This window comes from Mesorhizobium sp. C089B (genome assembly GCF_030323125.1).
GTDB lineage: Bacteria > Pseudomonadota > Alphaproteobacteria > Rhizobiales > Rhizobiaceae > Mesorhizobium.
The window spans coordinates 2,619,627-2,645,691 of record NZ_CP100469.1; the positions used below are offsets into that span (position 1 = coordinate 2,619,627).

Below are 26,065 nucleotides of genomic sequence, written 5' to 3' on the forward strand. Positions count from 1 at the left end.
GGGGTCGCGTGCAATCGGGTCGACGATGCTGTCGATGAAGGCAGTGTGATCGAGCGCCAGCGTCGTCAGATTGTGGCTCTCCACACAGCCATTGCGCAGATGCTGCGGAAGGGCGTCTGGAGGCCAGGGTCAGAGCTTCGCCCCTCCTGGCTTGCCTCTTCTGCAATGCTCTACCAAATCGCAAATAAACCTGCGGATATTTGGTTTGTGACCGGATCGTGTCGTATCCGCCAAGTGAAGTTGGAGTAGCGTCAAGCAACTTGGCTGGGGAGAATCAATGAAGCGGTTGCTATTGGGGGCGGCTGTGCTTGCCGCTGGCGTCTTCGGCGCAGATATATCTTGCTATTCTTATATTAGAGGTGACGCAGGGATAGAGGCCTTTGCGCAGAGTACCTCGCCGGCTGCGCCAGCCAGTGGCGGTCTCGGCAATGGCGGGGCGGCGTTAGGCGGCGGCTCCTCGGCGAAGCAGCCGGTGGGCGCGACGGGCGACGCGGCAACCCGGCCGGCGACCGGCAGTCCCGATGCGGCGGCCAAGGTCGGCGCCGAGCCGGCGGACACCAAGGCTGGTGATGCGAGCGACGCCAAGGCTGCCGATACCAAAACGACCGACGCGAAGGGCAAGGCCACAGAGAAGAAGGCCGATACGGAAGCAGCGCCGGAGGAACCGGCCGCAGCGGCGGCGGCAGTAGAAGCGGCCACGGCAACCGGCAGCGGCGATCCCGAAGCTGTCGGTACGCCGAAGGTGGACCTGCCGAAAGCCGCCGGCAACGGCAATCTGGGCTATGCCATCGGCATCGACGTGCCGGACTTCCACGGGATCGAGCCGCAGATTGCGCTGAACTACAACTCTTCGCGCAAGACCAAGACCGGTGGCCTCTACCAGGGCTGGCTCGGCTATGCCTGGGGGCTCGAAGGTTTCGATGTCATCGAACGGGCCACGCCTGGCTATGGCATGCCAGCATACGACGCCAATGACATCTATCTGCTCGACGGCCAGGCGATGGTGGCCTGTGCGGCCGGCATGGTGTCGCCCTCCTGCGCAACCGGCGGCACGCATGCGACGGAGAATGAATCCTATCGCCGCATTGCGCTGAACGGCACCACTAACGAATGGAAGGTGACCGACCGCGACGGCACCGTCTCGACCTTCCGTTCGGTGGCTGCTGTTGCCAATCTGACGCCGACCGCCGGTACGCCGGCCTATGATCTGGCGATGAGCTACCGCTGGCTGCTGACCTCGGTCGCTGACACCAACGGCAATAGCGTAACCTATACCTACACCTGTCCGGCGAGCCCGGTCTGTTATCCCGATGCTGTCAGCTACAATGGTACGGTGGTCAAGTTCTACTACGAGACACGGCCCGATATGATCCTGATGGGCAATGGCCGCGATATCTCCGAGACCAGCCAGCGCATCAAGACGATCGGCATTACGGTCTCAGGTGCGGTGCGCGGCGCCTACAAGCTGACCTATGACCAGGCGCCGTTCTCCAACGCCTCGCGGCTGACCGTCGTCACGCGCTATGGCACCGATGCGACTGGTACTGTCGACGGCGCCATCACCGGCGGCACGGCAAAGATCCTCGGCCAGATGACCTATCAGAACACCGATGGGGTCTACACGACATTCAATAGTGCGCCCTCCAAATTTCAAGGAGCTCCAAAGGAGACCGGTGATCTCAATTTTGACGGTCGCGACGAAATGTTTGGAGACCAAGCGGGGACAACAACAACGCACTCCGGAGGAAGTGGTGGCGACACAATAACGAGCCACTTCAGAAAAAAACATATATACAAATTTAGTTCAAATGGAGAGTTTGCTGAAGAAATTGTAAAAGACGTCAACGCAGACGAAGATTATTTTTCACAATCCGGAAGATTTATTGCAGGAAAAAACACGGCTGATTTTGCAGATTCGGTGATCCATACTTTCACTGACGGCCACACCGGCCGCTCTACTTATACCCCTCAAAATTCACTTCTTAAGACGGACACTTCGCTTGGGTTGACAAAAGCGCCTTGTTCGCCAACGGCACCAGCCGGTTACCAAGCCATTTGTGACGGGCTGCCAACTGGTGGGGCTACAAAATCCTTGTGGCCCGTTGTTGCTGACGCTGATGGCGATGGCATCGACGCCGTCAACGCCGTCGGTGGCAGCGCGCCTAGAACCATAATAGGCGTCGGCGATTTTCTAGGCAACGGACGGCAGCAGCCGCTCTACTGGGGCGCTGGCGGAACGGCAAGGAAGGGAACGCTTTCGAGCGGCGTTTGGCAGAAGAGCGGAGCGTCCTTCAGCATCAGTTGCCCGGCGCAGGAATCGCAAACCTCCGGCACATGCGTATTTGCCGATATCAATGGGGATGGGGCAACGGATGTTTTCCGCTTCGGCGGCAACGGCGTCGCGGTTTGGCTATCGACGGGCCTCGGCTTCAAGAATTACTCTATTTCCTCGATGTCGGGAACATCTGCCATCCTGCGCGACTTCGACAATGACGGGCGCACGGATGTCATCACGACAATCGGCAGGCAGCTATCGCCACCCCAGCCGTTTTGGACCGGCCCGATCAAGATTTACTCGTTGCGGCCCTCCTCGACGGCGATGACGCCGGTGGAGTTCACAATGCCCGCGACAGCGAATGTTGGAACCGTCATCGGCGACTTCAACGGCGATGGCCTGCCTGACTTCACCAACTACACCAGCATGTTCATCTCGAATGCCGGCTCCGGCAATCCGAACCTGTTGAAGCAGATTGTGACGGAGCTTGGTGGCACGGTTGCAGTGGAGTACACGCCGTCCTCGACCTGGGTGAACGATTACCTGCCACAGGTCGTGCATGCGGTGACGAAACTTTCGGTGAGCGACGGCCGCGGCCAGACGGCCGTGTCGAGCTATACCTATGCCGGCGGCAAATACGATCCGGCGGCGCGCAAGTTCCTGGGTTTTGCCTCGATCGTGGAGACAAAACCGCTCGCCAATGGCGAGACGGCGCCGACGAAAATCGAGACCACCTACCGCCAGGATCTGGCGAGCTATGGCCTGCCGTCGCTGACGCTGTGGAAGGATGGCGCCGGTGTCGTCCACAAGCAGGTGGCCGAGACCTATGTCGTCAATACGGCGACAAAACCCTACACGGTTCAGAACACGCAGACCGACACCACGCTGACCGAGAATATAAGCCGCAGCTTGCGGGTCGAGCGTGGCTTCGATGCCTATAACAACGTCATCAGCCTCAAGGACTATGGCCGCACCGATGTCAGCGGTGACGAGACATGGACGGGACGCTTCTTCTCGCCCAACACATCGTCCTACATCGTCTCGGCGCTGATCGCCGAGCGCACGCAAGCTGGTTTCGACACCAACCTTCCCTACATCAGCTACAGGCACAACTATTACGACGGCAACACAACCGATGTGTGGGCTGTGCCGGTCAAAGGCAATTTGACCTGGGTACAGACCTTCAGCGACGTCACTACGGGCAAGACCGTCAACCAGTATTTTTCGTATGATGCTTATGGAAACAAGATCGCGGCTGCCAACGGTCTCGGCCACAAGACCGAGTGGGACTATGACGCGGTCTATCACCTCTATCCGGTAACAGAGCGGGCGCCGCGCTATTTTGCGACGGGCGGACAGACAGCGGACACGCGCTTTGTCTCGACGGCCACCTACAATCCTGTCTGCGGGCTGCTGGCGACGAAGACCGACCCCAATGGTCTCGTCAAAACCTTCACCTACGATCCGCTCTGCCGGCTCTACCAGGTCTCACAGAGCGTCACCGGCGCCTATGCCAAGACGCGCTTCGAGAATGAGGGCAATCCGGCGACACAGGCGCTGGTGAAGTACACGCCGCTGCCCAATGGCGCGAGTGGGGGCGCCAGCGAGGATTTTACCCGCTCCTACTATGACGGGCTTGGGCGTGTTTATCGCGTCGAGACTCCCGGAGAGACGACGGCGGGCGCCAAACGCATTGCCGAGACCGACTACGATCTGCGCGGCAATGTCCTGCGCACCGCCTTCCCGCGCTTTGTCGGCGAGGCCGCGCAGTGGACCACCAACTTCTATGACTGGGCCGACCGGCTGACCAAGACCGTCAATCCGGATGCCAGCCAGCGCACCTATCTCAACGAACTGGCCACCGCCGCCGCCACCACGCCGCGGCTGAACGCCATGACGACGACCGACGAGCTTGGCCATCAGACCCGCACAGCCTGGTCGACGCGTGGCGATGTCGCGGGGATCGTTCGTGACTTCGCCGGTCTTCAGCTTGCGGAAACCCGCACCTATGACGTGCTCGGCCGATTGATCGGCGTGACCGATCCCGGCGGCTCGACCTGGAGCTACACCTACGACATGGTCGGCAACCGGCTGACAGCGTCCGATCCCAATCTTGGCACATGGTCCTACACCTATGATGCCGCCAACCGGCTGGTCAGCCAGACCGATGCCAGGGGCACGGTTACCACCCTCAGCTACGACCAGATGGACCGGCTGACGCTGAAGACGGCAACGGCGCCCGGCGGCAGCGCGGTGACGCAGACGCAGAACACCTATGATCAGGCAGCCGCCGGCTATTACAATATCGGCCAGCTGACAACCTCGACCAATCCGGCTGCCACGCAAGCCTACAAATATGACGGCTTCGGCAAGGTGGCGCGTCAGGATGCCATCATCGGCACGCTGACGCATACCACGACGAGTGTGCGTGATGCCTCCGGGCAAACGCTGGCGACGCAATATCTGCCGGTGCAGCTCGACTTCGGCACGTTGGCTGCCCCGCTGCAATACAGCGCCGGCAACAGGCTGATCTCCGCCCCCGGCTTCATCACCTCGACGCTCTACGAGGCCGATGGTCAGACGAGGGAGATCACCTACGCCAACGGCGTGAAGACTACCTTCGCCTATTCGCCGACCCGGCGCTGGGTAACGCGTGTCACGACATCGAAGGGCGCCACCATCCTGCTCGACGATCAGTATGCGAGGGACAATCTCGGCCGCATCACCGGCACTACAGGGCAGACGGCTGCCGACAGCTGGACCTATGGCTATGACAATGCCGACCGATTGATCTCATCCGACAATCTCGGCGACAACACGCTGGACGAAACCTTCGTCTATGCCGCCAACGACAATATGGTCTCGCGAACCCGTGTCGCCGGCACGTACATCTATCCCGCGGCGAGCGCAGCGCGTCCGCATGCGCCGGTCACGGTCGGCGCCAATGCCATGGCCTATGACGCCAATGGCAATCTGACCTCCGACGGCAGCCGCACACTCACCTGGGACGAAGCCAACCGGCTGAAGACGGTCACGCTTGCCGCCAACACCGTCAACCTGACTTATGGACCAGACGGCGCGCGGGTGAAGAAGGCTTCATCCTTCGCCACCACGTTCTATCCCGACGCTTCCGTCGAGGTCAATCCGGCAACGCCGGGTGCTGAGATCTACACCCGCTATCCGCATCCCGACATCAAGGTGACCGGCACGACAAAGGCCTTCCTGCACCGCGACCATTTGGCCTCAGTGCGCATGGTCACCGATGCCTCGGGCAATATCGCCGAAGCCACCAACTACGCCACCTATGGCGAACGCCTCAACACCGGCTTCCAGACGCAAAAGGGCTACATCGGCGAGCGCTTCGATCCCGAAACCGGGCTGCTCTATCTCAACGCACGATACATGGATCCGGCAATGGGGCGATTCATCTCGCCGGATGATTGGGATCCGACACTGCCTGGCGTTGGCACCAATCGTTACGCGTATGCGCAGAACGATCCTATCAATAAGAGCGATCCGAATGGGCACCAGTTGATAGTATCCACTCCTGATGGGTCCGGTGTAACTGGAGGAGCAATGTTGAGCAACGCTCTTCCTGGCTGCAGACCTTGCGAAAAATCGCTTGAGAAATCAGTCAGAAATTTAGGGTTACAAATGACTCATATGCCTGGCTGGCGGGCTCAGGGCCTTGGCGCATTCTTGAGAATGCTGACTGAACCGCTACCATCATATGCTAACGACGTGCCGGATGCAGGCTATCAAGATGCTGTTGACGCGGCAACGAAAGGCGCTACGGGTAAAGAAAAAATGAATCTCGGCCTTGACCCCGAGCAAGCTGACAAAAATATGGCAGCGGTTAAGGGGCTCCCGGGAGCTGAAACCAAGAATATCGAAACAGTATACGGGCCGGGAACCGCGACCGACCTCCCTGATGGCACTACAGTAGTTGATAGACCAGGATCGAAATCGAGAGGGATTAGGACGATCGAAGTTCAGAAAACAACAGAAAAAGGTAAAAGAAAACCACACACGAAATTGGAGTAAGCCCGAAGCCCGAAAAAACTGAAAACAAAGATACAAAGGACAAATCTGACGGTTCTGACGGTTCTAAAGAACCAAACGACAAAACCCAGGAATAAGCCGCAATGAAGACCGATCTGAAAAGCCGTGAGTATGCCGGCACTAAAGTTCCTGACAATGTTAAGATTGTACCTCTTGAGCGGAATAACAATTACATAGATATCTTAAAGCATACGTATGAACGGAAGAGTGCCTCGACTCAGAGTTTCCCTAACGGCGAAATGATAATTCCAAAATCCTCGAATATCGCTTGATTCCTGGAGATCTGGAGTTAAGAGATGAGGATGATGGGTATGGTGATGAAAGGATATTTGATGAATTCTTTGAGAAAATTGACACGGAGTGCTTCTATTGGAGCTCTTTTGGTGAAATTGACATAGACATTATATTCTTGGCTCCGTACTCGTCATCTAACAGATTATGGATGATGAATGCTAGATTTAAGGACAATGTCGGAATAACCTCTGTTGATGGTGATTTTTCAATATTAAGCGATATATTCATTAGGTATTGTATCGTCTCAGGAGGGAAAGAATTAATTAGAGAGTTAGATAAGGCTTGGGGTGGTGTCGATAAAATAAAGGCCGACTTTGTCGAATACGTGGAAAAAATGCCGAGGCCTGAAAATAGAGAATGGGCGCTAAAGTACCTCATACCATTGCTGGAAGGATACGAACTACGGTGACGGTGCACGTTTAGCTATCCGCTCCATAGCCGTGTGCTCATGATCTACCTCATGGCTCGCCTTGCTCGCATCGTCGTACCCGATCTGCCACACCACAGCACGCAGCTTCGCGGCGAGCGCTCGCCCAACAAAAGCTGTGACTAATCCGCTCGCCGCGCTCTCGCTGATATCCGTCACACCAGCCCCTGTAATCTCAACCTAGAGGACCTCGGCTTAGAATCAGCCAGGGCGGGTGGGTCGTGGCGGGACTTGGCGCGCAATGTCTGGATTTCTGGTGGCTCGAGGAGCCGCGCTGGGCGCGGCTTTCGCCGAAGCAGAAGCAGGCGCCCACCGGCGACTGGATCGTCAGCCTCGCCGATGACCGCATTCGCGTGCGCGATGCCGGGGCGCCGGAGTTTCAGCCGATCCCGCTGGCGCTCCATGCGACCACCGACGAGATTTCCACGCCTCTCGCAGTCATGCGAACCCAACCCCGGTCGTACCCATCCACCCACCAACCCTGTGGATAGACTCCAAATCCCCCCATCAATCTAAGCACTCAACCTCAGGACGTCCTAAACTAGGGGCCTTGGGGAATCGGGTGTATGTCAATCGGGTCAAGCAATCGCGTCGTGTTGTGCCTGTTGCTTGCACTTGCCGGCTGCAATTCCACGCCGGGCAAGGACTTTTTTACCGAGACCATCGACAGCCTGCACGCCAAGAACTCGCCCTTGCGGGCTGGATACACCGGACCGTCCACCGTCACCTCCGCCGCAACCGCCGGGCAGCGCTTCAACGGCGCGCAATATCAGGGGTCGGGCCAGTTCGTCTCGTCCAGCGCCCCCGTCACCCAGGTGACGACGGACGGCTCCGGCCAGTTCGAGCTCAATCTGGTCAGCGCGCCGATCACTGATGCGGCCAAGGCGGTGCTGGGTGACGCGCTGCATCTCAACTACATCGTCGACCCGCGCGTACAGGGCACGGTGACACTGCAGACCTCGCAGCCGGTGTCGAAGGATGCACTGGTCGACATACTGGAATCAGCACTTGCGGTGAATGGCGCGGGCATCACCAAGCGTGCCGGCACCTACCAGATCGTGCCGCTGTCCGAGATCATGTCCAACACACCGCCGGTCAGCGTGCCCTCGGTGTCGCCGTCGGGCCCCGGCGTCAAGGTGCAGGTGCTGCAGCTGCAGTTCATCGCCGCCGACGAGATGAGGACCATTCTCGAGCCGATCACCCGCCAGGGTTCGGTGCTGCGGGTCGATTCCACCCGCAACCTGATCACCGTCGCCGGCAATGACAGCGACCTCAATGCCATCAGGGAGGCGGTGTCGGTGTTCGACGTCGACTGGATGCGGGGCATGTCGGTGGCGCTGCATCCGCTGAAGACCTCCAAGCCGGAAGCGGTCGCTGCCGAACTCGACTCCATCTTCGGCACAAAAGACGGGCCGGGCGCCAAGCTCATCCAGTTCATCCCCAACGACCGGCTGAATTCGGTGCTGGTGATCACCTCGCGCCCGGCCTATCTCGCGCGCGCCGCCAGCTGGATCAACAAGCTCGACAGGCTGGCGGAGTCCAACGAGGACCAGCTCTTCGTCTACCAGATACAGAACCGCCCGGCCAAGGAACTGGCCGCTGTGCTGAGCTCGGTTCTCGGCACCTCGGTCAAGACCGAGGGCGGCGCGGACGGCTCGAACGTGTCGCCCGACCAGACGCCGATCGCCCTGCAGTCGGACGGCATTACCCCGGTGCCGTTGACCGGGCCGTCGCCTTCGATGCCGCAGCAGGACGGACAGCCGCCCGCCCACGCCACCGTCGTCGCCGACATCGAAAACAACGCGCTGCTGATCCAGACCACGGCGCGCGACTATGAGCGCATCGAGCAGATCCTGACCAAGGTCGACATCTTGCCGACGCAGGTCATGCTCGAAGCCGTCATTGCCGAAGTCACGCTCAACGACGAGCTGAAATACGGCCTGCGCTGGTTCTTCGAGAATGGCGGCACGAAGGTATCGGTGACCGACGTGGCCAAGGCGGCTGCCGCCGCCACTTTGCCGGGTTTCAACTGGAGTTATGCCACCGACAACATACAGGTGACGCTGAATGCGCTGTCCTCGATCACCGATGTCAACGTCATTTCGGCGCCGACCATCATGGCGCTGAACAACCAGAAGGCGATCTTGCAGGTCGGCGACCAGGTGCCGATCCTGACCCAGCAATCGCAGGATACCGGCAGCGGCACGGCGCCGATCATCAACTCGGTGCAGATGAAGGACACCGGCGTCATCCTGACGGTGACGCCGCGCATCAACAATGCGGGCCGGGTGATGCTCGACATTCAGCAGGAGGTCAGCAACGTTGCCGAGACGAAGAGCTCCGGCATCGATTCACCGACCATACAGCAGCGCAAGATCCAGACCCGCGTGCTGGTCAATGACGGCGAAAGCCTGGCGCTGGGCGGCCTCATCCAGCAGAACAACAGTGTCGGCCGCACGCAGGTGCCAATTCTCGGCGACATCCCCATTATCGGCAACGCGTTCAAACAGAAAAACGACAAGATTGTGCGTACCGAACTGATCATCTTCATCCGGCCGCATGTCGTGCGCGACATCAACGAGGCCCGCGAAGTGACCGACGAATTCCGCGGCAAGATCAGCCTGCAGACGCCGATCCAGAAACGCCGCGGCGGCACCAAGCTGCAGCAGGATTTGAAGAGGCTGGCCTATTGATTACGGCCGCGCACCCATCGCTCCTGTTGGCTGCCACGATCGCCCTGGCGGCAATTCTCGCCGCCATTTCGATCGCCGATTTCCGCCGCCAGATCATCCCGGACGCGCTCAACCTTTCTCTGGCGGCGATCGGCCTTGGCTATCAGATGGGGGTGGGCAGCCTGCCGCCGCATATCCTGTTCGCCGCCGCGACCTTCGCTACCGCCTGGCTGCTGCGGCGCGGCCATTTCCTGATGACCGGCCGGATCGGGCTCGGCCTCGGCGACGTCAAGATGCTGGCGGCCGCCGCATGCTGGATCGACCCTCTGCTCCTGCCGGTGCTGCTGTTCATCGCCAGCGCCACGGCGCTGCTGTTCGTCGGTGGGCAAGTGGTGGCGACCGGGCCGGCAGCCGCGCGGGCCCGCGTCGCCTTCGGTCCGTTTATCGCCATCGGCCTCGGCTCCAGCTGGGTGCTGGAACAATTCGCCGGTTTGAACATGGGACTGCTCTGATGATCACGCTGCGCTTTAAGCAAGCTTCCGAAAAGTCCTGCCGCAACCGCGACACCGGTGAAAGCGGGTTCACGCTGGTCGAGCTTCTGGTCGTTCTCGCCATCATTGCCTTGATCGCGACGCTCGCCGCACCCCAGGTGCTGCGCTATCTCGGCTCGGCGCGCACCAACGCCGCCAAGGCGCAGATCCGCAACATCGAAAGCGCGCTCGAACTCTATTATGTCGACAACGCGAAATACCCGACCGACGAAGAAGGGCTCGCCGCCCTGGTCACACAGCCGGCCAGCGAAGCGCGCTGGAACGGCCCCTATCTCAAGGGCGGCCTGAAGGATCCCTGGGGCAAGCCCTATTCCTACGAGGTGAAGGCCGATGCGAGCGGCGTCGTCATCCGCACGCTTGGCAAGGACGGCAAGCCCGACGGCACCGGCGAGGACCAGGACATCACAAACTGATGGCCGTCGGCTGAAACGAGGCGGGACCCGCAGTGGGTCAGGCTCTTCAGCTCGCCGGCGACCCGGCAGTCGCCAGGTCGAGGCGGGCAAAGCCCGTCGACGAGTAGGTCGCGCCGTCCCTCGCCACCGAGATGGTGAACCGCACGGCAGCAGGCAGACGCCGTGGAGCGGACCAGCTCGCCGACCATGACGGGACTTTGGCCGAGGCGTCGAGATATTCGAACCTTACCGCGCTGACGCCGGCGATCAGCAGCACCGGTTGGCCTCCAGTCGATTTGGCGGCATCGCTGCCGCGTCGGATTTTCTGCACGATGGTCAGGTCACTTCCAAGCGAAACGGCGACCTCGCGCAAGGCTGAGGATTTGAAGCCGATGGCCTGAACGGCGTTGAACTCGATGCGCGCGCCGGTGCCGCTGAGATAAAGCACCATGTCGGGCGTCGACTGCGACAACGGCAGCGGCTCGGCGCTGCCGATCGCCGTTTCGAGAAACCGCGCGGCGGCATCGACCTCCATCTGCATCTCGGTCGTCTTCTGGATCCGCATCATGGTGCGCGCCTGTCCGAGAAAGACGATCATCAGCGCGGAGATCACGCCGATCATCGCCAGTCCGACCAGCACATCGATCAGCGCGAAGCCTTCGACCGATGCCGATGATCCGGGGCGCCGGTCGGTCCCGAATATTTGCTTGAGAACACGCTGCCCGGATGGCCGGCCCCCACGACGCGCATGGGCTTGGACCAGCCGCCGGATCATCGCGAGTCCTTCACGGGCACGAAGGTCAGGAACGGCTGGCCCGCACCATTGGTCCTGGCAATGACCACAGCGGTCATCTTTGCCTTCGACACCATGATCGGTCGCGTCTGCAAGCGCCAGCCGGTTTGCACCCGCTCGCCTGAACCGCTTGTCCCGGCCTCGTAGTCCGCCAGCATGACACGCGCCGCCCTCGCCGCTTCGATCTGCGCCTTGGCGATGGCGATGCTGCGGCTGGCCAGCACGATCGACTGGCTGGCGATGCCGAGCACCAGCGCCAGGATCGTCATGGCGACGATCATTTCCAGGATCGAAAACCCGTCTTCGGACGAAGGCTCTGTCACGGCAATGCCCGCCATGTCGGAAGCCCGGTCAGCCAGTTGACCGCAATGCGCGCGGTCCGCGCCTTTTGCTGCAGCGAAATATCCATGCCCGACGCGCTGCCGTCGGGCAGGAAAGTCAGCACCGTTTGCCGTCCGGCGACGACGGTCTCCTGGCCGGTAACGACCGTCAGTTTGACGTCATCCGGCAATGCGAAAACATCGCGCTCGCCAAAGCGAATGGTGCGGGCGCCGAGATCGACGAGGACCTCTCTCGGCCGCGCGGTGGCAATGGCCGAGGTGCGCGACAGGCGCAGCCGCATGGTGATCTCGCCGGCCAGCGTCTCCAGGCTCTTGCTGCGGTAGTGGCTGACCAGCCCGGGTGCGGCGATGGCCGCCATGAGCGCCATGATCGCCAGCACCACCAGCATTTCGACCAGGGTGAATCCGGCCTCCGCCTGCTGGCTGGCTTTCGCGGCGGCGGCGGTCATTGCAGCGCCAGATCGTTGATCGAGAGGATCGTGGTCATCACCGAAATGACCAGGCTGCCGACGAGGAAGCCAAGCGAAATCGTCAGCGCCGGCGTCAGCAGCTTCAGCACCGTGTCGATCCGCCGCGTCAGCGTCAGCTGCAGCATTTTCGCGGCGCGATCCAGCACCACCGGCAGCGCGTTCGCCTCTTCGCCGAGCGACACCAGCGACATCGTCGCATGATCGAAAATCCCCGCCTTGACGACCGCGCCGTGCAGGCGGGCGCCGTTGGCGACATTGTCCTCGATCGAGGCAAAGCTTGCTGCCAGCGAGCTCTGCCTCGACACATTGGCGGCGAGCCCAAGCGCCTCGGTCATCGCCACGCCATTGCCGAGCAGCAAGGCCAGCGTTTCAAGGTAGCGCGCGATGACGGCATCCCTGACCAGCGCGCCGATCAGCGGTATCTTCAACACCGCGTGCGAGAACTGTTTTCTGGCGCCGGCAGAGCGAGACAGCACGAGATAGGACAAAAGGCCGAGCACTGCCGCCAGCGGGAAGACGAAGGGGTAGTCGCGGAACACCGTGCCGAAGACCGACAGCATCTTCATGGTGAACGGCTTGGGCGCGGATGAGCCCTCGAAGATCGGCTCCAGCGCCGGCACCAGCACGGTCGCCAGAATGACCAGCGCCCCGCTCATCACCGAAAGCAGAAAGGCCGGATAGGCCAGTGCCTCGCCGATTGCCGCGCGGCGCTTGGCGGTGGCCTCGAACGTGTCGGCCAGCCGCTGGCAGATATAGGCCATCTTGCCGCTGCGCTCACCGCTGGCGAGAAGTGCCGCGACATCGGAGGTGATGCCCGGCAGGGCGGCAAAGGCCTCGGCGATCGGCCGCCCGCCCGTGGTGAGATCGAGCACCGATTGCAGCTGCTGGCGCCGTTGGCGGTTCGCCTCGCCGGCGATGACCGCGCCGAGGGCGCGGTCGACGGTGAAGCCGGCGTTGAGCAGCACCGACAGCTCGGAAAACAGCCGGCTGAGATCGACCTTCCGGGTAAAGGTCAGCGCGCTTCGCCCCGGCAGGCGCAACTGCGGTCTGTCGCTGCTTACCGGGGCGAGGTGATAGGAACGGCGCCCTTGCTGCGCCAGCTTGCGGGCGGCCTCCTGCTTGGTCGAGGCATCGAGGACGCCGCTCTCCGTGCTGCCGTCGACGAGATAGGCGCGATAGGCAAAGGCCGGCATCAGCCATCCCCCGCGAGATCGATGACGCGGCGGACCTCGTCCATCGTGGTAACCCCGGAGCGGGCAAGCGCTGTGGCATGGATCGACATCGGCACCAGATCGTCTTGCGCGGCTATGCGGCCGATCTCCATTTCGCCGGCGCCCTGGTCGATCAGTTCGGCAATGCGCGGCGAAACCTGCAGCATTTCGTAGGTCACCGTGCGCCCGCTATAGCCCGAGCCATTGCAGGTGCGGCAGGGCGAACCGGGCGGCTCAACGCCGTGGCAGGCCGGACAGACATGGCGCAGCAGCCGCTGCGCGATGACGCCGCGGATCGTCGCGCCCAGCAGGTAACCATCGATGCCCATGTCGCGCAGCCGTGTCAACGCGCCCGCCGCGCTGTTGGTGTGCAGCGTCGAGAACACCAGATGCCCGGTCAGTGCTGCCTGCACCGCGACCTGCGCCGTCTCGCGGTCGCGGATTTCGCCGAGCAGGATGATGTCGGGGTCCTGGCGCAGGATCGACCGCAGGGCCGCGGCAAAGTCGAGGTCGATCGCCGGATTGACCTGCAGCTGGGTGATCCCGGCCATGCGGTATTCCACCGGATCCTCGACGGTGAAGATCTTGACGTCCGGCCGCGACCGTTCGGCAAGGATCGAATAGAGCGTCGTCGTCTTGCCGCTGCCGGTCGGCCCGGTGACCAGCACGATGCCGTTGGCCGATTGCGACATGGAGCGGATCTTGGCTTGCGCGGCGCTGTCGAAGCCGAGCTTCTCCAGCTTCAGCTCGACCCCGGCGCGGTCGAGAATGCGCAGCACGATGGCTTCGCCATGGATGGACGGGATGACCGAGACGCGCAGGTCGATATCCCTGCCGCGCACGGCAATGCGCATGCGCCCGTCCTGCGGCAGGCGGCGTTCGGCAATGTTGAGCCGCGACAGGATTTTGATCCGCGTTGAGATGCCCGACAGCATCGCAATTGAGGCGGTGTCGACGGTGGACAGCATGCCGTCATGGCGGAAGCGGATGCGGACATGATCCTCGAGCGGCTCGATGTGAATGTCGGTGGCCCTGGCATCGACCGCCTTGTGGATGGTCTCGGCGACGAAGCGCACGATTGGCGCCTCGCGGGCGAAATCCTTCAGCCGTTCGAGATCGTCAGGACCGAAATCCATGATCTCGCCGGTAGCACCGCTATTGGAGACGGACGCCAGCGCCGATTGCTCGATGCGGTCGATGCATTCGGCAATCACGCGCCTTGGCAAGATCCGCAGCGAAACCGTCCGCTCGTAGTGGAAGGCAAGCGCGTCGATGGTGGCCGACGAGAACGGATCGGCGACGGCGACGACCAGCCGCTCGGCGTCCATCTGCAGCGGCAGGATGGCGTTTTCCTTGAGATAGGCGAGCGGCACCCCGGCCAGCATGTCGGCGCTGACCTGGTCGGGGACATCCACCGGCGTCGGCGCTTCAAGGTAACTGCTGAGGCTGTTGGCAAGCTCCTGCTCGCCGATCAGCCCGAGTTCGGTCATCACCGTATCGAACGGATGGCCGGATGTTCGCGACGCGCCGAGGGCGCGCTGGGCGGCATGCGCGGTCAGCACTTTCTCGCCTTCGAGAAAGGTGAGAAACGCCTCGATCCCCTTGGCCTGGACGGAAGCGTTCATGCGCCCCACCTCGCCAGCAATTGCGCGGCTTCAGTGCCGAACAGCGCCTCGCAGCCTACGGTGACCGCGGCTGCCGGCAGTGCTGTGGCATCGCCGGCCGGGCTGCGCGAGACGCGCGAGAATGGCACCGGGCCTGCCTGGGATTTCTCGATGATGAAGCCGGCCTCGCCTGTGATGCCGGAGCCATCTAGCCTGACAACAATTTCAACCGTGTAGGCCGATACATCGCTCGCGCCCGCAACGACCGATGCGTTGGGGCCGCCGACGAGAACAGCGCGCAGCCGGCGCGGCGCCCGATCGGCGCTGACCGTGCCGCGCTTGGAGTTGACGGTGAAAATGCCCTGCAGGCTGCGCAGCGGGATTTGCGCAAGTGCAGAAAATTCCTGCAGCTCGGATACGGATTCGAACGGCGCCTGCTTGTCCTCGGGCGGCCCGACCGGGCTTCTGGCCTGGGGCAGGCCGGCGAACAATTTGGCGCTGTCGCGAAACCGGATCGCGGCCTTTGCCAGTTCGTCCGCCATCTGCTGCTCGAAGCCGAGCGCGGCGAAGCCCAGCCCCAGCAGGCGGTCGTCGGCGGCCTTGAGATCGATCAGCCCGGCGTGATCCTGGACGCGCAGGACAAAGCTGTATTGTCCCGACCGGCACGCGGCTGGCGTGGAATCCAGCGGCAGCTTTTCAGTGACCTGGTCGCCGGTCAATTCGCTCGCCACCACATTGCCGAGACCCTCGGCAAGCAGCGACAGGCGCTCCTGCTCCAGCTCGTTGTTGGCAATCATCAGCCGCGTTTTGGCGGTGACGGCGAAGGGAACGACGATGGCCGAGACGATCAGCATGAACACCAGTACAGCAACCAGCGAAAAGCCGGCGCTGGCGCTGTCGTCCCCTACGGCTGGGAGAGCTTTGCGCTTTACGAATACCCCCGCCCTTGATCCCTCCCCACAAGGAGGAGCAGGGCAAACGCATATGGCGCTCCCCCACTCCGTCTCGGCTTCGCCGAGCCACCTCTCCCCCACATTCGTGGGGGAAGAGGAAATGCTAACCACCGAGGTCGCAGCCTCGAAAGGCTTGGGTTTCCTCTCCCCCATGGACATGGGGAGAGGTGGCCGCGCAGCGGCCGGAGTGGGGGGCTGGCGTCGCCATACGCGATTGCCCTGCCAACCTCAGCAAACATGCGCCCGCTCATAGTTCCGGCTCAGGTGGCGGGGGCGGCGGCGGGGCCGGCGGCGGGTTCGTCCATGGCGGATGCAGCGGGATGCGCGCCACCTTGCCGTCGCGCTCCAGCACGGCCTGGTCCTTGTCGATCACTGACACCGTCCAGCCGTCGACGGTCTCGCCACTGGCATACCAGAGCGCTTCATCTTTGCCGGCGACGCGCAACAGCGCTTTTCCCGCTCCGCCCTGAATGCTGATGCCGAGCAGCGATGGCGCGGCCGCCGGCGCGACGTCCACCGGCGGAGGCGCCTGTTCGACAGGTGCCACGGCAACCTCCACCGGCAGCGGCGCTGGCGGTGGCGGTATGATCTTGCGCCGCATCGGCGTGAACAGCGGCCGCTGGAACGTCTCGCTGAAATCGCCGGCCTCGGGAAATTGCAGCGCGCCCGCAGCAGATGCCGGGCCGCCATCATGCCCCTTGCCGGAGGCAATCGGCGAGATGTCGACCGGCGTGTTGTAGAGCGCGACATTGACCAGCACGAGAACCGCGATACCCCCCGCAATCGCCAGGCCCGCAAACTTCCCGCTCATGGCTTGACCCCGCCGGGCGCAGCTTGCGTCTGCAGCGGGCCGTAAAACAGGATCTCGGCAGACAGCTCAGGGTCGCCCATCCGTCCCGCGGCAGGGCTGACATCGGTGGTGCGCAGCGTCGCCTCGCGGATGAACAGCACCGGCAGCGAGGTTTCGAGGGCGAGCACGGCGTTGTGGATGCCTTCCAGCGGCCCCGACAGATTGACCCGCAGCCCGATGAAATCGACGCCGCCTTCACTCAGCACCGGGGCGTTGCCGGCCGACAGCACGCTGACGCCATTGGCGGCAGCGATGGCGTTCAGCCGCTTCTGCAGCGCACCGCGAATGATCGCCTCGCTCTCGCCGGTGAGGAATTCGGGATTGGCCGCTTCCACCGGGCCGGTGTCGCCGTCGAGGCGCTTGGCCAGCGCCGCCACGTTTTGCAGCTGGCCGAGCAGCGCGCGCTTGTCCTCGATCCCGGCCCGCGCCGAGGCGACGCTGTCCAACGCCGCGAACACCAGCCAGGCACAGAGACACGCCGCAACCGCTGCCAGCGCCAGCGCGATCAGGCGGCGCAGCGGCGGGCTGGTGTTGAGGATGGCGGAGAGCATCGTCAGAGCGCTCCGATCTTGGCCGAAATGGTGAAATGTTCGCCGTCCTGTCCGGGCACCTTAACCACGGGCGAGGCGAATTCGGGCGCCGAAAACAGCGGCGAGGCATCGATCGGCTGGATCAGTTCGGCCGCCGAGGTGGCAAAGCCGGTGATGGTCAGATCGTCGCCCTTGGCCGAGAGATCGGTGAGCCAGGCCGTGTCGGGAAGCAGATGCGTGAGTTCGGCCCAGACCCGCACCAGCGACGCCGTCGTCTTCTTCTCCTGGCGGATTTTCTCGACCCGCTCGATGCCGGCCTGGCGCTTCTGCAGCGACGCGCGTGCCGTCTTGGCCAACACCTGCGCATCCGCAATCTGCGCGTCCAGTTCGCCATCGGCCTGCCAGATCAGCCAATGCGCGTGGACGAAGGTGATCAGCAGCGCTGCCGCCAGCGCCGAACAGGCGGCGATCCAGGTGCTGCGCTTGCGCCGGTCGCGCGCCGTCGGCGGCCAGATGGCGGCCAGGCTGAGCGGATCGGCGCGCAGCGTCTCTCCGGGCTGCGCCAGCGACAGGCTGCGCACCGAACCGCCGGCGCGGCGCACCGCATCCAGCACCGCGGCAAGCGTCTTGCCCTTGACGACGTGGTAGGTGCTGTCTTGCCTGGCAGGCCTAGCCCCGGCATCCCTGGCAAACACGACATGCACCTGCGCCGGATCGAGCGGCGTCGCGGCCAGAAGGTCGAGCTCGGCCATGTCGCGCGCCTGCCGGACCGGCAGAAGCCGCGGCGCCAGCTGCCGGGTCAGGAACAGCCCCGGCTGGATCACGACATCGAAGCGCGGCCGCCTGACCCGGCCCCCGCCCTGCAGCAGCGCCAGGATCTCATCCGAAGAGGCGGTCAGCGCCAGCGGGATCGACTGAAACTCCGGCGCCCCGGCCTCGCGCACACGAATGCCGTCATCCGCCAGGCTGACGATCCAGTCGCCGCTAGAAGCTTGCTTTTTCTAGGCGAAAGCCGCGCCCCTCGCAGCTCCTCGAGCCACCAGTCCCGGAAATCCAGACATTGCGCACTCAATGCCGCCACGCCCCACCCTGCCCCGGTTGATTCTAAGCCGAGGGTTTTCGCACTGAGATTACAGGGGCTGGTGTGACGGGGATATCAGCGAGATTGCGGAGGGCTGATTAGCCACAGCTTTTGTTGGCTTGGTGTGAACGCCGCAGGCAATCAGGGTCGGCCGGAGTCAGGATCAGATGCACATGGTTAGGCATCAGGCACCATGCCCAGATACCGACATCGGCAAGCCGGCAATGCGCCGCCCGTAGGTTCTTGTAGAGCGCATAATCTTTCGCCGTGAAAAACACCTTGGCGCACCCGTTGCCACGCTGGGTGACGTGATGCGGCAGACGACTATACGGGCAAGACGGGACATGGGGTTGACCTGAGCACAGGTGTTATCGGATAGGCAACAAAAAGTGCACTGTCACCGTAATCCTGTCACCGTAGTTCCCGGTAATTCCTAGAGTGCGCTGTCAGCGTAATTCGCCACCTCCCTAAACAATGGTGAGCAGGGAACAGTTTACCCCCGCAGGTGAGCCATTGCTTTTATCTTTCGGTTCTTAAAACCTCATGCCGAGCGAGATACCAGCGAACGGGTTCCGTCTGGTATCCCATATCGAAAACCTGCTGCATCCGCTCCATGCAGCCCGTCTCGTCGCCCGAAACTCGGCGCAACGCGCCATCGTGGAACAGTGCAACTCCGAGCGCTAACTTGATTGAACGATTGCTATCAGCAGCCCGAAAGGCCGCAGCCAGGTTTCGCTCCTTCGTCGCACCTTCCAGCGCATCCTCGAAGGCGATCTCTCCCAGCATTTGTTTCACGGTCTGAACCGGGTAGCGGAACAGCGTCGGGCGCTTGTTGTATTTAACGTTCAGCTTGCGTAGGTATTCAAACGCGTAGTCGCGGGTGGCATCGTCACCCGTCGTCAGGGCCATGTAGTGCAGGACAAGTCCGAAGGTCGCACCACCAGCCAGGTCGGGCGCCATGCCTATTGATCGATCCACAATGCCAGCACACAGCTCACGAGTGAGCTCGATCGCCCGAGCGCGATCATCAAGACACCAATAAGCTGCGCTTATTTGTAGTTGTTGCCCTGGAGCATCCGGAGTGTTCTTCTTCTGATAGGAATCTACTTGGTATAGAAGAGGAAGCGCTGCTGTATAATCTCCTGTCCCGCAATAGGATTTTGCCAATCCATCGATCCACCCGATATCATTCGGCTCTGCAACGATTATCTCTCTAAATGCTCTGACCGCTTCGTCAAAGCGACCCGCTAAAAGGAGATCAAGTGCTGACATTAGAAATCAAACCCTCCTCGGATATTCCCGTTAGCATCATAGGTTACCGCGCGGACGGAAGACGGGTTGTAGCCCCAACGCCCCACCTGGCTGCTGAAGGCTCGCAGCCCGCTAGCGGTATTCGGCTTAATCTCGATATGCTCAAAGCCAAGCTGCTTCGCGTAGCTGGGATCAACCGACAAATCCACACCTTTCAGACCAGGAGCAGTTCGATCAATGATACCTGTCACACCCTGAGCTTCTAGTTTCCCACGCAGCATCGCTCCAACAGCGATGTGCGCCTCATCGCCAAACGGTGTTGTCCCAAACTTGAGGCCCACTGATGGAGTATAGCTCCCGATAATTGCTCCTCCTTCCCTAATCGCCAGTTTACCACCAAATACCTCGGCGCCGAGTAGTGCGCCTGCTCTGATAGGCGCACCACCCGGTATTGCCGCAAACACCTCGTCACGAGTTTCCACCTTTCCTGAAGCGCTCAATTCAGCCTGGCGCTGCACCTCATCAGCAACCCTAGGATTCAAACGTTCGTACGGATCTTTGTGGAGATCGAAGAAACCACCACGGTGCATTCTTATGGCTTCGGCACGCTTCTCAAGTGCCCTCTGCTCTGCTCTGTCCTTTGCGGCTTTGTCAGATGACGGTGTCGCGGCAACATGGCCGTTGTTGTCTGCCTTATTCACCGGATCATTCTGAGCATACGCATATCGATTGGTGCCAACACCCTCTTTCGTCGGATCCCAATCATCGGGTGAGATGAAACGCCCGAGCACCGGATCCATGTAGCGTGCGTTGAGATAGAGCAGCCCGGTCTCGGGATCGAAGCGCTCGCCGATATAGCTCTTCTGCGTCTGGAAGCCGGTGTTGAGACGCTCGCCATAGGTGGCGTAGTTGGTGGCCTCGGCGATATTGCCTGAGGCATCGGTAACCATGCGCACCGAGGCCAGGTGGTCGCGGTGCAGGAAGGCCTTTGTCGTGCCGGTCACCTTGATGTCGGGATGCGGATATCTGGTGTATATCTCTGCGCCCGGCGTCGCCGGATTGATCTCGACCGAAGCGTCGGGATAGAGCGTGGTGGCGAAGGCCGAGGCCTTCTTCACCCGCGCACCGTCGGGACCGTAGCTGAGGTTGACGGTGTTGGCGGCCAGCGTGACGGTCTTCAGCCGGTTGGCTTCGTCCCAGGTCAGCGTACGACTGCCATCGGAGGTCAGATTGCCATTGGCGTCATAGGTCATGGCATTGGCGCCGACCGTGACCGGCGCATGCGGACGAGCCGCGCTCGCCGAGGGATAGACATAGGTGCCGGCCACACGCGAGCGTGAGGTCAGATTGTCGTTGGCGGCATAGACGAATTGCTCGCTGAGCACGGCGTTGCCCAGGTTGGTGCTCCAGATCAGCCGGTCGGCATTGTCGTAGCCATAATTCCAGCTGTCGGAGGGTGTCCGCCCCGTGATGGTGGTGATGCGGCCGAGTGCGTCGCGCGCATACTGATCGTCGAGCAGGACGGTGGCGCCCTTGGACGTGGTGACGCGCGTCAGCCAGCGGCGGGTCGGCGAATAGGTGAAGGCAGTCTTCACGCCATTCGCGTAGGTGATCTCCCTGGTCTGCCCATCGGCCTCATAGAGCGTCGAGGTGATGAAGCCCGGGGCGGAGACGAGCCTGTTGCCGGCGCTGTATTGCAGGCGGTGGTCCCAGTCGCCGAACCACAGCTCGCCCGGCTTGTAATTCTTCAGGATGGTCTGGCCGGACCCGTCGTGGATATCGACCGTGGTGTGCATCAGGCCGGCAATGGTCGTGTCGTGCCAGCCGAGCTTGCCAAACCCGTCATAACTGTAGCTGTGCGTCGTTGTCGCGTTGGTCGAGGTGGTGAGCTGGCCGATATTGTACCAATAGCTTGGAGCCGCCTGGTCATAGGTGTTCTGGGTGAGCACAACTGGGCTGCCACCCGGCGCCGTTGCCGTCTTCAGCGTCAGCCGGTCCATCTGGTCGTAGCTGAGCGTCGTGACCGTGCCCCTGGCATCGGTCTGGCTGACCAGCCGGTTGGCGGCATCGTAGGTGTAGGACCATGTGCCGAGATCGGGATCGGACGCCGTCAGCCGATTGCCGACCATGTCGTAGGTGTAGGTCCAGTTTGAGCCGCCGGGATCGGTGACGCCGATCAGGCGGCCGAGCACGTCGTAGGTGCGAGTTTCCGCAAGCTGAAGTCCCGCGAAGTCGCGAGCCACGCCCGCGACATCGCCGCGGGTCGACCAAGCTGTCTTGGTCTGATGACCAAGCTCGTCGGTCGTCGTCACGGCGTTCAGCCGCGGCGTCGTGGTCGCGGCGGTGGCTAGTTCGTTGAGGTAGCTGCGCTGGCTTGTGTCAGGATTGACGGTCTTCACCGGCCGGTCGGCCCAGTCGTAGCTGTTGGTGGTCCATTGCGCGGTCTCGCCGACAAAGCGCGGGAAGGCGGTGCGCAGGACATTGCCGCGCAGATCGTAGTCGGTCTCGGCAATGCGTTTGGCGCCCGCCGCCGTCTCTCCGGGGGTTTCGACACGATAGACCCGGCCGAGCCCGTCATAGTAGGAGCGGGTGAAGTCTTCGCCGGCGCCATTGGGCAACGGCGTGTATTTGACCAGCGCCTGGGTCGCCGGATTGCCCTCGTTCTCGAAGCGCGCCTTGGCATAGGCGCCGGTGACGCTCTGCGAGACCTGGTAGAGGCGACAGAACGGATCATAGGTGAAGGTTTTGACCAGGCCGTTGAAGTCGGTCTTCGTCGCCAGCAGGCCGCAGGTGGTATTGTAGGTGGCCGTCGAGACAAAGCGCGTGTCGGCTGTTTGCCCGCCCGTCGCAAAATACTTCGGCGCGCGTTCCGTTACCGGATAGAGGTGATAGGTCGCGTCGTAGTCCCACTCGGTCTTGTGGCCGAGACTGTCGGCGGCAGAGACCTTGTTGCCATAGGTATCATACGCAAAATACTGGCTGACGGTCTTGCCCGTAGTGACATCGCTGAAGGTCTGTACCCACGTCAGGTTACCTTTGGTCGGCACCGCCCAGACATCGGTGCTGCCATCATAGTAATTGTGCTTGTAGCTGACATAGGGGTCGGTGCTGGTCAGCCCGGCATGCGTGCGCTCGGCAATCAAGGCCGAGACGATATAAGCGCTGGTGTTGGGCGAAAAGAAACGCTCCGTCCAGGTCTCGTCGCCGCTGACATCGGTGCGACCATAGTCCTTCATGCTGATGATGTTGTTGTAAGCATCAAACCAGCGCTGGACCCGCAAGGTGCGGCTGATGTTCTCGGTCAGCGTCGTATCGGTCGCCGTGTTTTGCACCGTATAGGGTTTTGCCGCCGTGTTGACGACGTACGTCTCGGCCACCTGTTTGTGCACGGTGCCGGCACCATCCTTCCACACCGTCAGCGACGGCAGGCCGTAGCTCGCCAGATCCTGCCGGTAGGTGGTCTCGATCTTCGACGGCGCCGTCTCGCCATTGGCAAGCGGTTTTGTCTCGACGATCGACGCAAAGCCCAGGAACTTGCGCGCCGCCGGATCGTATTTGCCGCCGGCATAGGCGTACATGCTCACCGCCGTCTGGCCCCGGCCATCGCTGACCGACAGCTTCGTCACCGCGTGCACGACCTGCGGCAGGTAATTGTTCGCCCAGGTCGAGGAAGGCGAATACTCGACCGCAACCGTGCCGCCGAGCTCCGTCACAATCTGCTTCAACAGGTTCGGATTGCCGGTGCCGGCATTCGAGATGAACATGCTGCTGTAGTTGGTGAAGTCCGGCAGGCCGTCGCCGTTGAAATCGCCGATGACCGTACCTGCTTTCGCTGTCGCAGGCAGCGTGAACTGTACCGGCGTCATCGCCGTCGAAGACGGGCGAAGCGAGAAAATCCTGACCGTGTCGACCCTCCACTGCTGCGGGAGGTTCAGCGCGCCGTCTATGGTGATGACATCCGTGCGCCCGTCATTGTCGAAGTCACGCAGGATGGCAGATGTTCCCGACATCGAGGAAATCGAGTAACTCTTGAAGCCGACGCCCGTCGATAGCCAGACCGCGACGCCGCTACCGCCGAAGCGGAAAACATCCGTTGCCCCGTCGCCATTGAGATCGGCAAACACACACATGCCGGAGGTTTGAGATTCCTGTGCCGGGCAGCTGATACTGAAGGATGGTCCGCTTTTCTGCCAGACGCCGCTCGAAAGCGTTCCCTTCCGTGCCGTTCCGCCGCTACCCCAAAAGAATGGCTGCTGTTTGCCGTTGCCCAGGAAGTCGCCGACACCGATTACTGTTCTGGGTTCACCGCCACCGACGTGATTGGCGGTGTCAATGCCATCGCCATCACCGTCTGCGATGACTGAGGGACGGGGTGAAGATCCGGACGGAATATCCGGGAGTCCATCGCAAACGGCCTGATAGCCTGCTGGAGGAGATGGATCGCAATTCGCCTTTGTCAACGCAAGCAGAGTATCTGTGATTCCAATCGACTGGGTGCGCGACGTGGTTACATGGCCAGTGGCTCCATTCATCGTGCTAGTCGTTATCGAAAAGCCAAAATCTTCCGTCGGTTTTGTCGCAATAAAGCGACCGGGCTGAGCAAAGATGCCGACGTCATCGTCAGGACTATTCGTGATTGAATGTGCGGCTATCGTCAATGAATTCGAGCCGGCAGGAGCACCGGTAGGGCCAAAACGGTATGTGTTTTCGTAAAATGTTTTGGTTGTCGTAGTGTCGCCCTCATGTCCTCCCGAATGTCTGGTCGTCGTCTGATCAGATTCTCCGAATACTTCGTCGCGGCCATCGAAGTTCAAGTCTCCAACGCTTTGCGGATGTGATCCGGGTAATGTCTGAGATCCGTAAATTGGCGCATTGATCGTTGAATAAACGCCATCAGTGTTCTGATAAACCATTTGGCCGAGCGACTTCGACGATCCGCCAGAGATCGTGCCGTCGGGTACAACGGTCGCATCGGTGCCGTAACGGGTGACGGCGGTGAGCCGTGAGGTGTTGGAAAACGGCGCCTGGTCGTAGGTCAGCTTGTAGGCACTGCGCAGCACGTTGCTGGTCCAGACACTGATCGACTTGATGCGTAGGGTCGTCTCGGAGATGTCGCGCCCATTGCCCATCAGGATCGTATCGGGCCGCGTCTCGTAATGAAACCCGATCACCGTTCCATTGTAGGTGATCGTAGTTGGATAACAGACCGGGCTGGCACAGGCATAACTGTAGGCAACGCTGTTGCCGTTGGTGTCGGTGACCGAGGTCAGCAGCCAGCGATAGCTCATCGCCAGGTCATAGGCCGGCGTGCCGGCGGTCGGCGTCAGATTGGCAACCGCCGCCACCGAGCGGAACGTCGAGACGGTCCCGTCACGATCCGTCACCTTCCACTCGTTTGTGGTGCTGTTCAGCGCAATGCGCCGATAGCTCTCATTCTCCGTCGCATGCGTGCCACCTGTGGCGCAGGACGGCGAAATCATGCCGGCAACGCAGGCCACCATCGCCCGGCCGTCAAGCAGATAGATGTCGTTGGCGTCGAAGGCCGGCATGCCGTAACCGGGCGTTGCGCGTTCGATCACGTCGAAGCCGTCGAGGCCCCAGGCATAGCCCAACCAGCCCTGGTAGAGGTCACCGATCTTGGTCTTGCGTGAAGAGTTGTAGTTGAGCGCAATCTGCGGCTCGATGCCGTGGAAGTCCGGAACATCGATGCCGATGCCATAACCCAGATTACCGTTGCCGCCAGCCTTGGGCAGGTCCACCTTCGGCGTACCGATCGCCTCGGGATCGCCGCTGTCGGTTGCCGTGGCTGCCTCAGTAGCCGCCACGGCCGCTGCCGGCTCCTCCGGCGCTGCTTCCGTATCGGTCTCCTTGGCCGCCTTGCCTTTTGTATCGGTCGGCTTCGTATCGGCAGCCTTGGTGTCGCTCGCCTCGCCGTCGGTTGCCTTGGCATCCGCCGGCTTGGCGCCAACCTTGGCCGCCGCATCAGGGCTGCCCGTCGCCGCGTCACCTGTCGCGCCTGTCGCCGGGGCGGGCTTGGCGGAGCCGCCGCCCAGCGCGGCGCCGCCATTGCCGAAACCGCTGCTGGCTGGCGCCCCGGGCGAGGCGCTCTGCGCAAAGGCCTCTATTCCTGCGCCACCTCTAATATAAGAAAGTGAAGATATATCCGCGCCGAAGACGCCAGCGGCAAACATAGCCGCGCCAAAAAGCAACCGCTTCATTGAATCCCCCTAGCCAGTTGCTTGACGCTACTCCTGCTTGACTTGGTTTATACGACGGCGACCCGTCACAACCCAGATATCCACAGCTTT

General features: G+C 61.8%; 17 protein-coding genes. 6 read left to right on the forward strand and 11 right to left on the reverse strand.

Annotated elements, in window-relative coordinates:
• Nucleotides 1-277: 277 nt before the first annotated feature.
• The 6 genes from NLY44_RS13125 to gspG all read left to right on the forward strand — a co-directional run bounded on the left by NLY44_RS13125 (nucleotide 278) and on the right by gspG (nucleotide 10,694).
• Complete coding sequence (locus tag NLY44_RS13125; protein WP_286457372.1) at nucleotides 278-6,319, forward strand: RHS repeat-associated core domain-containing protein; 6,042 nt, start codon at nucleotides 278-280, stop codon at nucleotides 6,317-6,319.
• A gap of 286 nt (nucleotides 6,320-6,605) precedes the next feature.
• Complete coding sequence (locus NLY44_RS13130; RefSeq protein ID WP_286457373.1) at nucleotides 6,606-7,040, forward strand: hypothetical protein; 435 nt, start codon at nucleotides 6,606-6,608, stop codon at nucleotides 7,038-7,040.
• Nucleotides 7,041-7,279: 239 nt separating this feature from the next.
• Nucleotides 7,280-7,549, forward strand: a complete 270-nt coding sequence (locus tag NLY44_RS13135) for a hypothetical protein (RefSeq protein ID WP_286457374.1) — start codon at nucleotides 7,280-7,282, stop codon at nucleotides 7,547-7,549.
• Nucleotides 7,550-7,624: 75 nt separating this feature from the next.
• A complete protein-coding gene (gene gspD, locus NLY44_RS13140) occupies nucleotides 7,625-9,751 on the forward strand; it encodes a type II secretion system secretin GspD (RefSeq protein WP_023804878.1) in 2,127 nt (708 codons plus the stop codon).
• Nucleotides 9,748-10,242: a prepilin peptidase gene (locus NLY44_RS13145; protein ID WP_023804877.1), complete on the forward strand. Its 495-nt coding sequence runs from the start codon at nucleotides 9,748-9,750 to the stop codon at nucleotides 10,240-10,242. Before gspD ends, NLY44_RS13145 begins: the two co-directional genes overlap by 4 nt.
• Nucleotides 10,242-10,694, forward strand: coding sequence for a type II secretion system major pseudopilin GspG (gene gspG, locus NLY44_RS13150; protein ID WP_023712152.1), 453 nt, complete (start codon nucleotides 10,242-10,244; stop codon nucleotides 10,692-10,694). The genes NLY44_RS13145 and gspG overlap by 1 nt, the downstream gene beginning before the upstream one ends.
• Before the next feature lie 46 nt (nucleotides 10,695-10,740).
• Here gspG and NLY44_RS13155 read toward each other — a convergent pair whose 3' ends face one another.
• The 11 genes from NLY44_RS13155 to NLY44_RS13205 form a co-directional block, all read right to left on the reverse strand.
• The gene (locus NLY44_RS13155) at nucleotides 10,741-11,448 is read right to left on the reverse strand and encodes a type II secretion system protein GspJ (protein WP_023804876.1); all 708 of its coding nucleotides are present in this window, start codon (nucleotides 11,446-11,448) and stop codon (nucleotides 10,741-10,743) included.
• A complete protein-coding gene (locus NLY44_RS13160; protein ID WP_245263733.1) occupies nucleotides 11,445-11,789 on the reverse strand; it encodes a PulJ/GspJ family protein in 345 nt (114 codons plus the stop codon). The genes NLY44_RS13155 and NLY44_RS13160 overlap by 4 nt, the downstream gene beginning before the upstream one ends.
• Nucleotides 11,786-12,256, reverse strand: coding sequence for a prepilin-type N-terminal cleavage/methylation domain-containing protein (locus NLY44_RS13165; protein WP_023687880.1), 471 nt, complete (start codon nucleotides 12,254-12,256; stop codon nucleotides 11,786-11,788). Before NLY44_RS13165 ends, NLY44_RS13160 begins: the two co-directional genes overlap by 4 nt.
• Nucleotides 12,253-13,470 (reverse strand): type II secretion system F family protein, encoded by a 1,218-nt coding sequence (locus tag NLY44_RS13170; RefSeq protein ID WP_023804874.1) that lies wholly within the window; start codon nucleotides 13,468-13,470, stop codon nucleotides 12,253-12,255. Before NLY44_RS13170 ends, NLY44_RS13165 begins: the two co-directional genes overlap by 4 nt.
• Nucleotides 13,470-15,113 (reverse strand): GspE/PulE family protein, encoded by a 1,644-nt coding sequence (locus NLY44_RS13175; protein WP_023804873.1) that lies wholly within the window; start codon nucleotides 15,111-15,113, stop codon nucleotides 13,470-13,472. The genes NLY44_RS13170 and NLY44_RS13175 overlap by 1 nt, the downstream gene beginning before the upstream one ends.
• Nucleotides 15,110-15,946, reverse strand: coding sequence for a hypothetical protein (locus NLY44_RS13180; protein ID WP_050588881.1), 837 nt, complete (start codon nucleotides 15,944-15,946; stop codon nucleotides 15,110-15,112). The genes NLY44_RS13175 and NLY44_RS13180 overlap by 4 nt, the downstream gene beginning before the upstream one ends.
• Nucleotides 15,947-16,292: 346 nt before the next feature.
• Complete coding sequence (locus NLY44_RS13185) at nucleotides 16,293-16,856, reverse strand: hypothetical protein (RefSeq protein ID WP_023687876.1); 564 nt, start codon at nucleotides 16,854-16,856, stop codon at nucleotides 16,293-16,295.
• On the reverse strand, nucleotides 16,853-17,446 hold the full coding sequence (gene gspM / locus NLY44_RS13190) for a type II secretion system protein GspM (RefSeq protein WP_023687875.1): 594 nt from the start codon (nucleotides 17,444-17,446) through the stop codon (nucleotides 16,853-16,855). Before gspM ends, NLY44_RS13185 begins: the two co-directional genes overlap by 4 nt.
• Nucleotides 17,447-17,448: 2 nt before the next feature.
• Nucleotides 17,449-18,369, reverse strand: coding sequence for a PilN domain-containing protein (locus tag NLY44_RS13195; protein ID WP_023712159.1), 921 nt, complete (start codon nucleotides 18,367-18,369; stop codon nucleotides 17,449-17,451).
• 656 nt (nucleotides 18,370-19,025) lie between these two features.
• Nucleotides 19,026-19,778: a tetratricopeptide repeat protein gene (locus tag NLY44_RS13200; protein WP_023696285.1), complete on the reverse strand. Its 753-nt coding sequence runs from the start codon at nucleotides 19,776-19,778 to the stop codon at nucleotides 19,026-19,028.
• Entirely contained in the window at nucleotides 19,778-25,975 is a 6,198-nt protein-coding gene (locus NLY44_RS13205) for an RHS repeat-associated core domain-containing protein (protein WP_286457381.1), read from the reverse strand. The genes NLY44_RS13200 and NLY44_RS13205 overlap by 1 nt, the downstream gene beginning before the upstream one ends.
• Nucleotides 25,976-26,065 lie beyond the last annotated feature (90 nt).

What these genes read in the sequence shown, in the direction of transcription:
- NLY44_RS13185 (WP_023687876.1), bottom strand. Translation starts at nt 16,856, where the DNA reads ATGAGCGGGAAGTTTGCGGGCCTGGCGATTGCGGGGGGTATCGCGGTT.
- NLY44_RS13155 (WP_023804876.1), bottom strand. Translation starts at nt 11,448, where the DNA reads ATGATCCGGCGGCTGGTCCAAGCCCATGCGCGTCGTGGGGGCCGGCCA.
- gspG (WP_023712152.1), top strand. Translation starts at nt 10,242, where the DNA reads ATGATCACGCTGCGCTTTAAGCAAGCTTCCGAAAAGTCCTGCCGCAAC.
- NLY44_RS13175 (WP_023804873.1), bottom strand. Translation starts at nt 15,113, where the DNA reads ATGAACGCTTCCGTCCAGGCCAAGGGGATCGAGGCGTTTCTCACCTTT.
- NLY44_RS13125 (WP_286457372.1), top strand. Translation starts at nt 278, where the DNA reads ATGAAGCGGTTGCTATTGGGGGCGGCTGTGCTTGCCGCTGGCGTCTTC.
- gspM (WP_023687875.1), bottom strand. Translation starts at nt 17,446, where the DNA reads ATGCTCTCCGCCATCCTCAACACCAGCCCGCCGCTGCGCCGCCTGATC.
- NLY44_RS13165 (WP_023687880.1), bottom strand. Translation starts at nt 12,256, where the DNA reads ATGACCGCCGCCGCCGCGAAAGCCAGCCAGCAGGCGGAGGCCGGATTC.
- gspD (WP_023804878.1), top strand. Translation starts at nt 7,625, where the DNA reads ATGTCAATCGGGTCAAGCAATCGCGTCGTGTTGTGCCTGTTGCTTGCA.
- NLY44_RS13170 (WP_023804874.1), bottom strand. Translation starts at nt 13,470, where the DNA reads ATGCCGGCCTTTGCCTATCGCGCCTATCTCGTCGACGGCAGCACGGAG.
- NLY44_RS13200 (WP_023696285.1), bottom strand. Translation starts at nt 19,778, where the DNA reads ATGTCAGCACTTGATCTCCTTTTAGCGGGTCGCTTTGACGAAGCGGTC.
- NLY44_RS13205 (WP_286457381.1), bottom strand. Translation starts at nt 25,975, where the DNA reads ATGAAGCGGTTGCTTTTTGGCGCGGCTATGTTTGCCGCTGGCGTCTTC.
- NLY44_RS13180 (WP_050588881.1), bottom strand. Translation starts at nt 15,946, where the DNA reads ATGCTGATCGTCTCGGCCATCGTCGTTCCCTTCGCCGTCACCGCCAAA.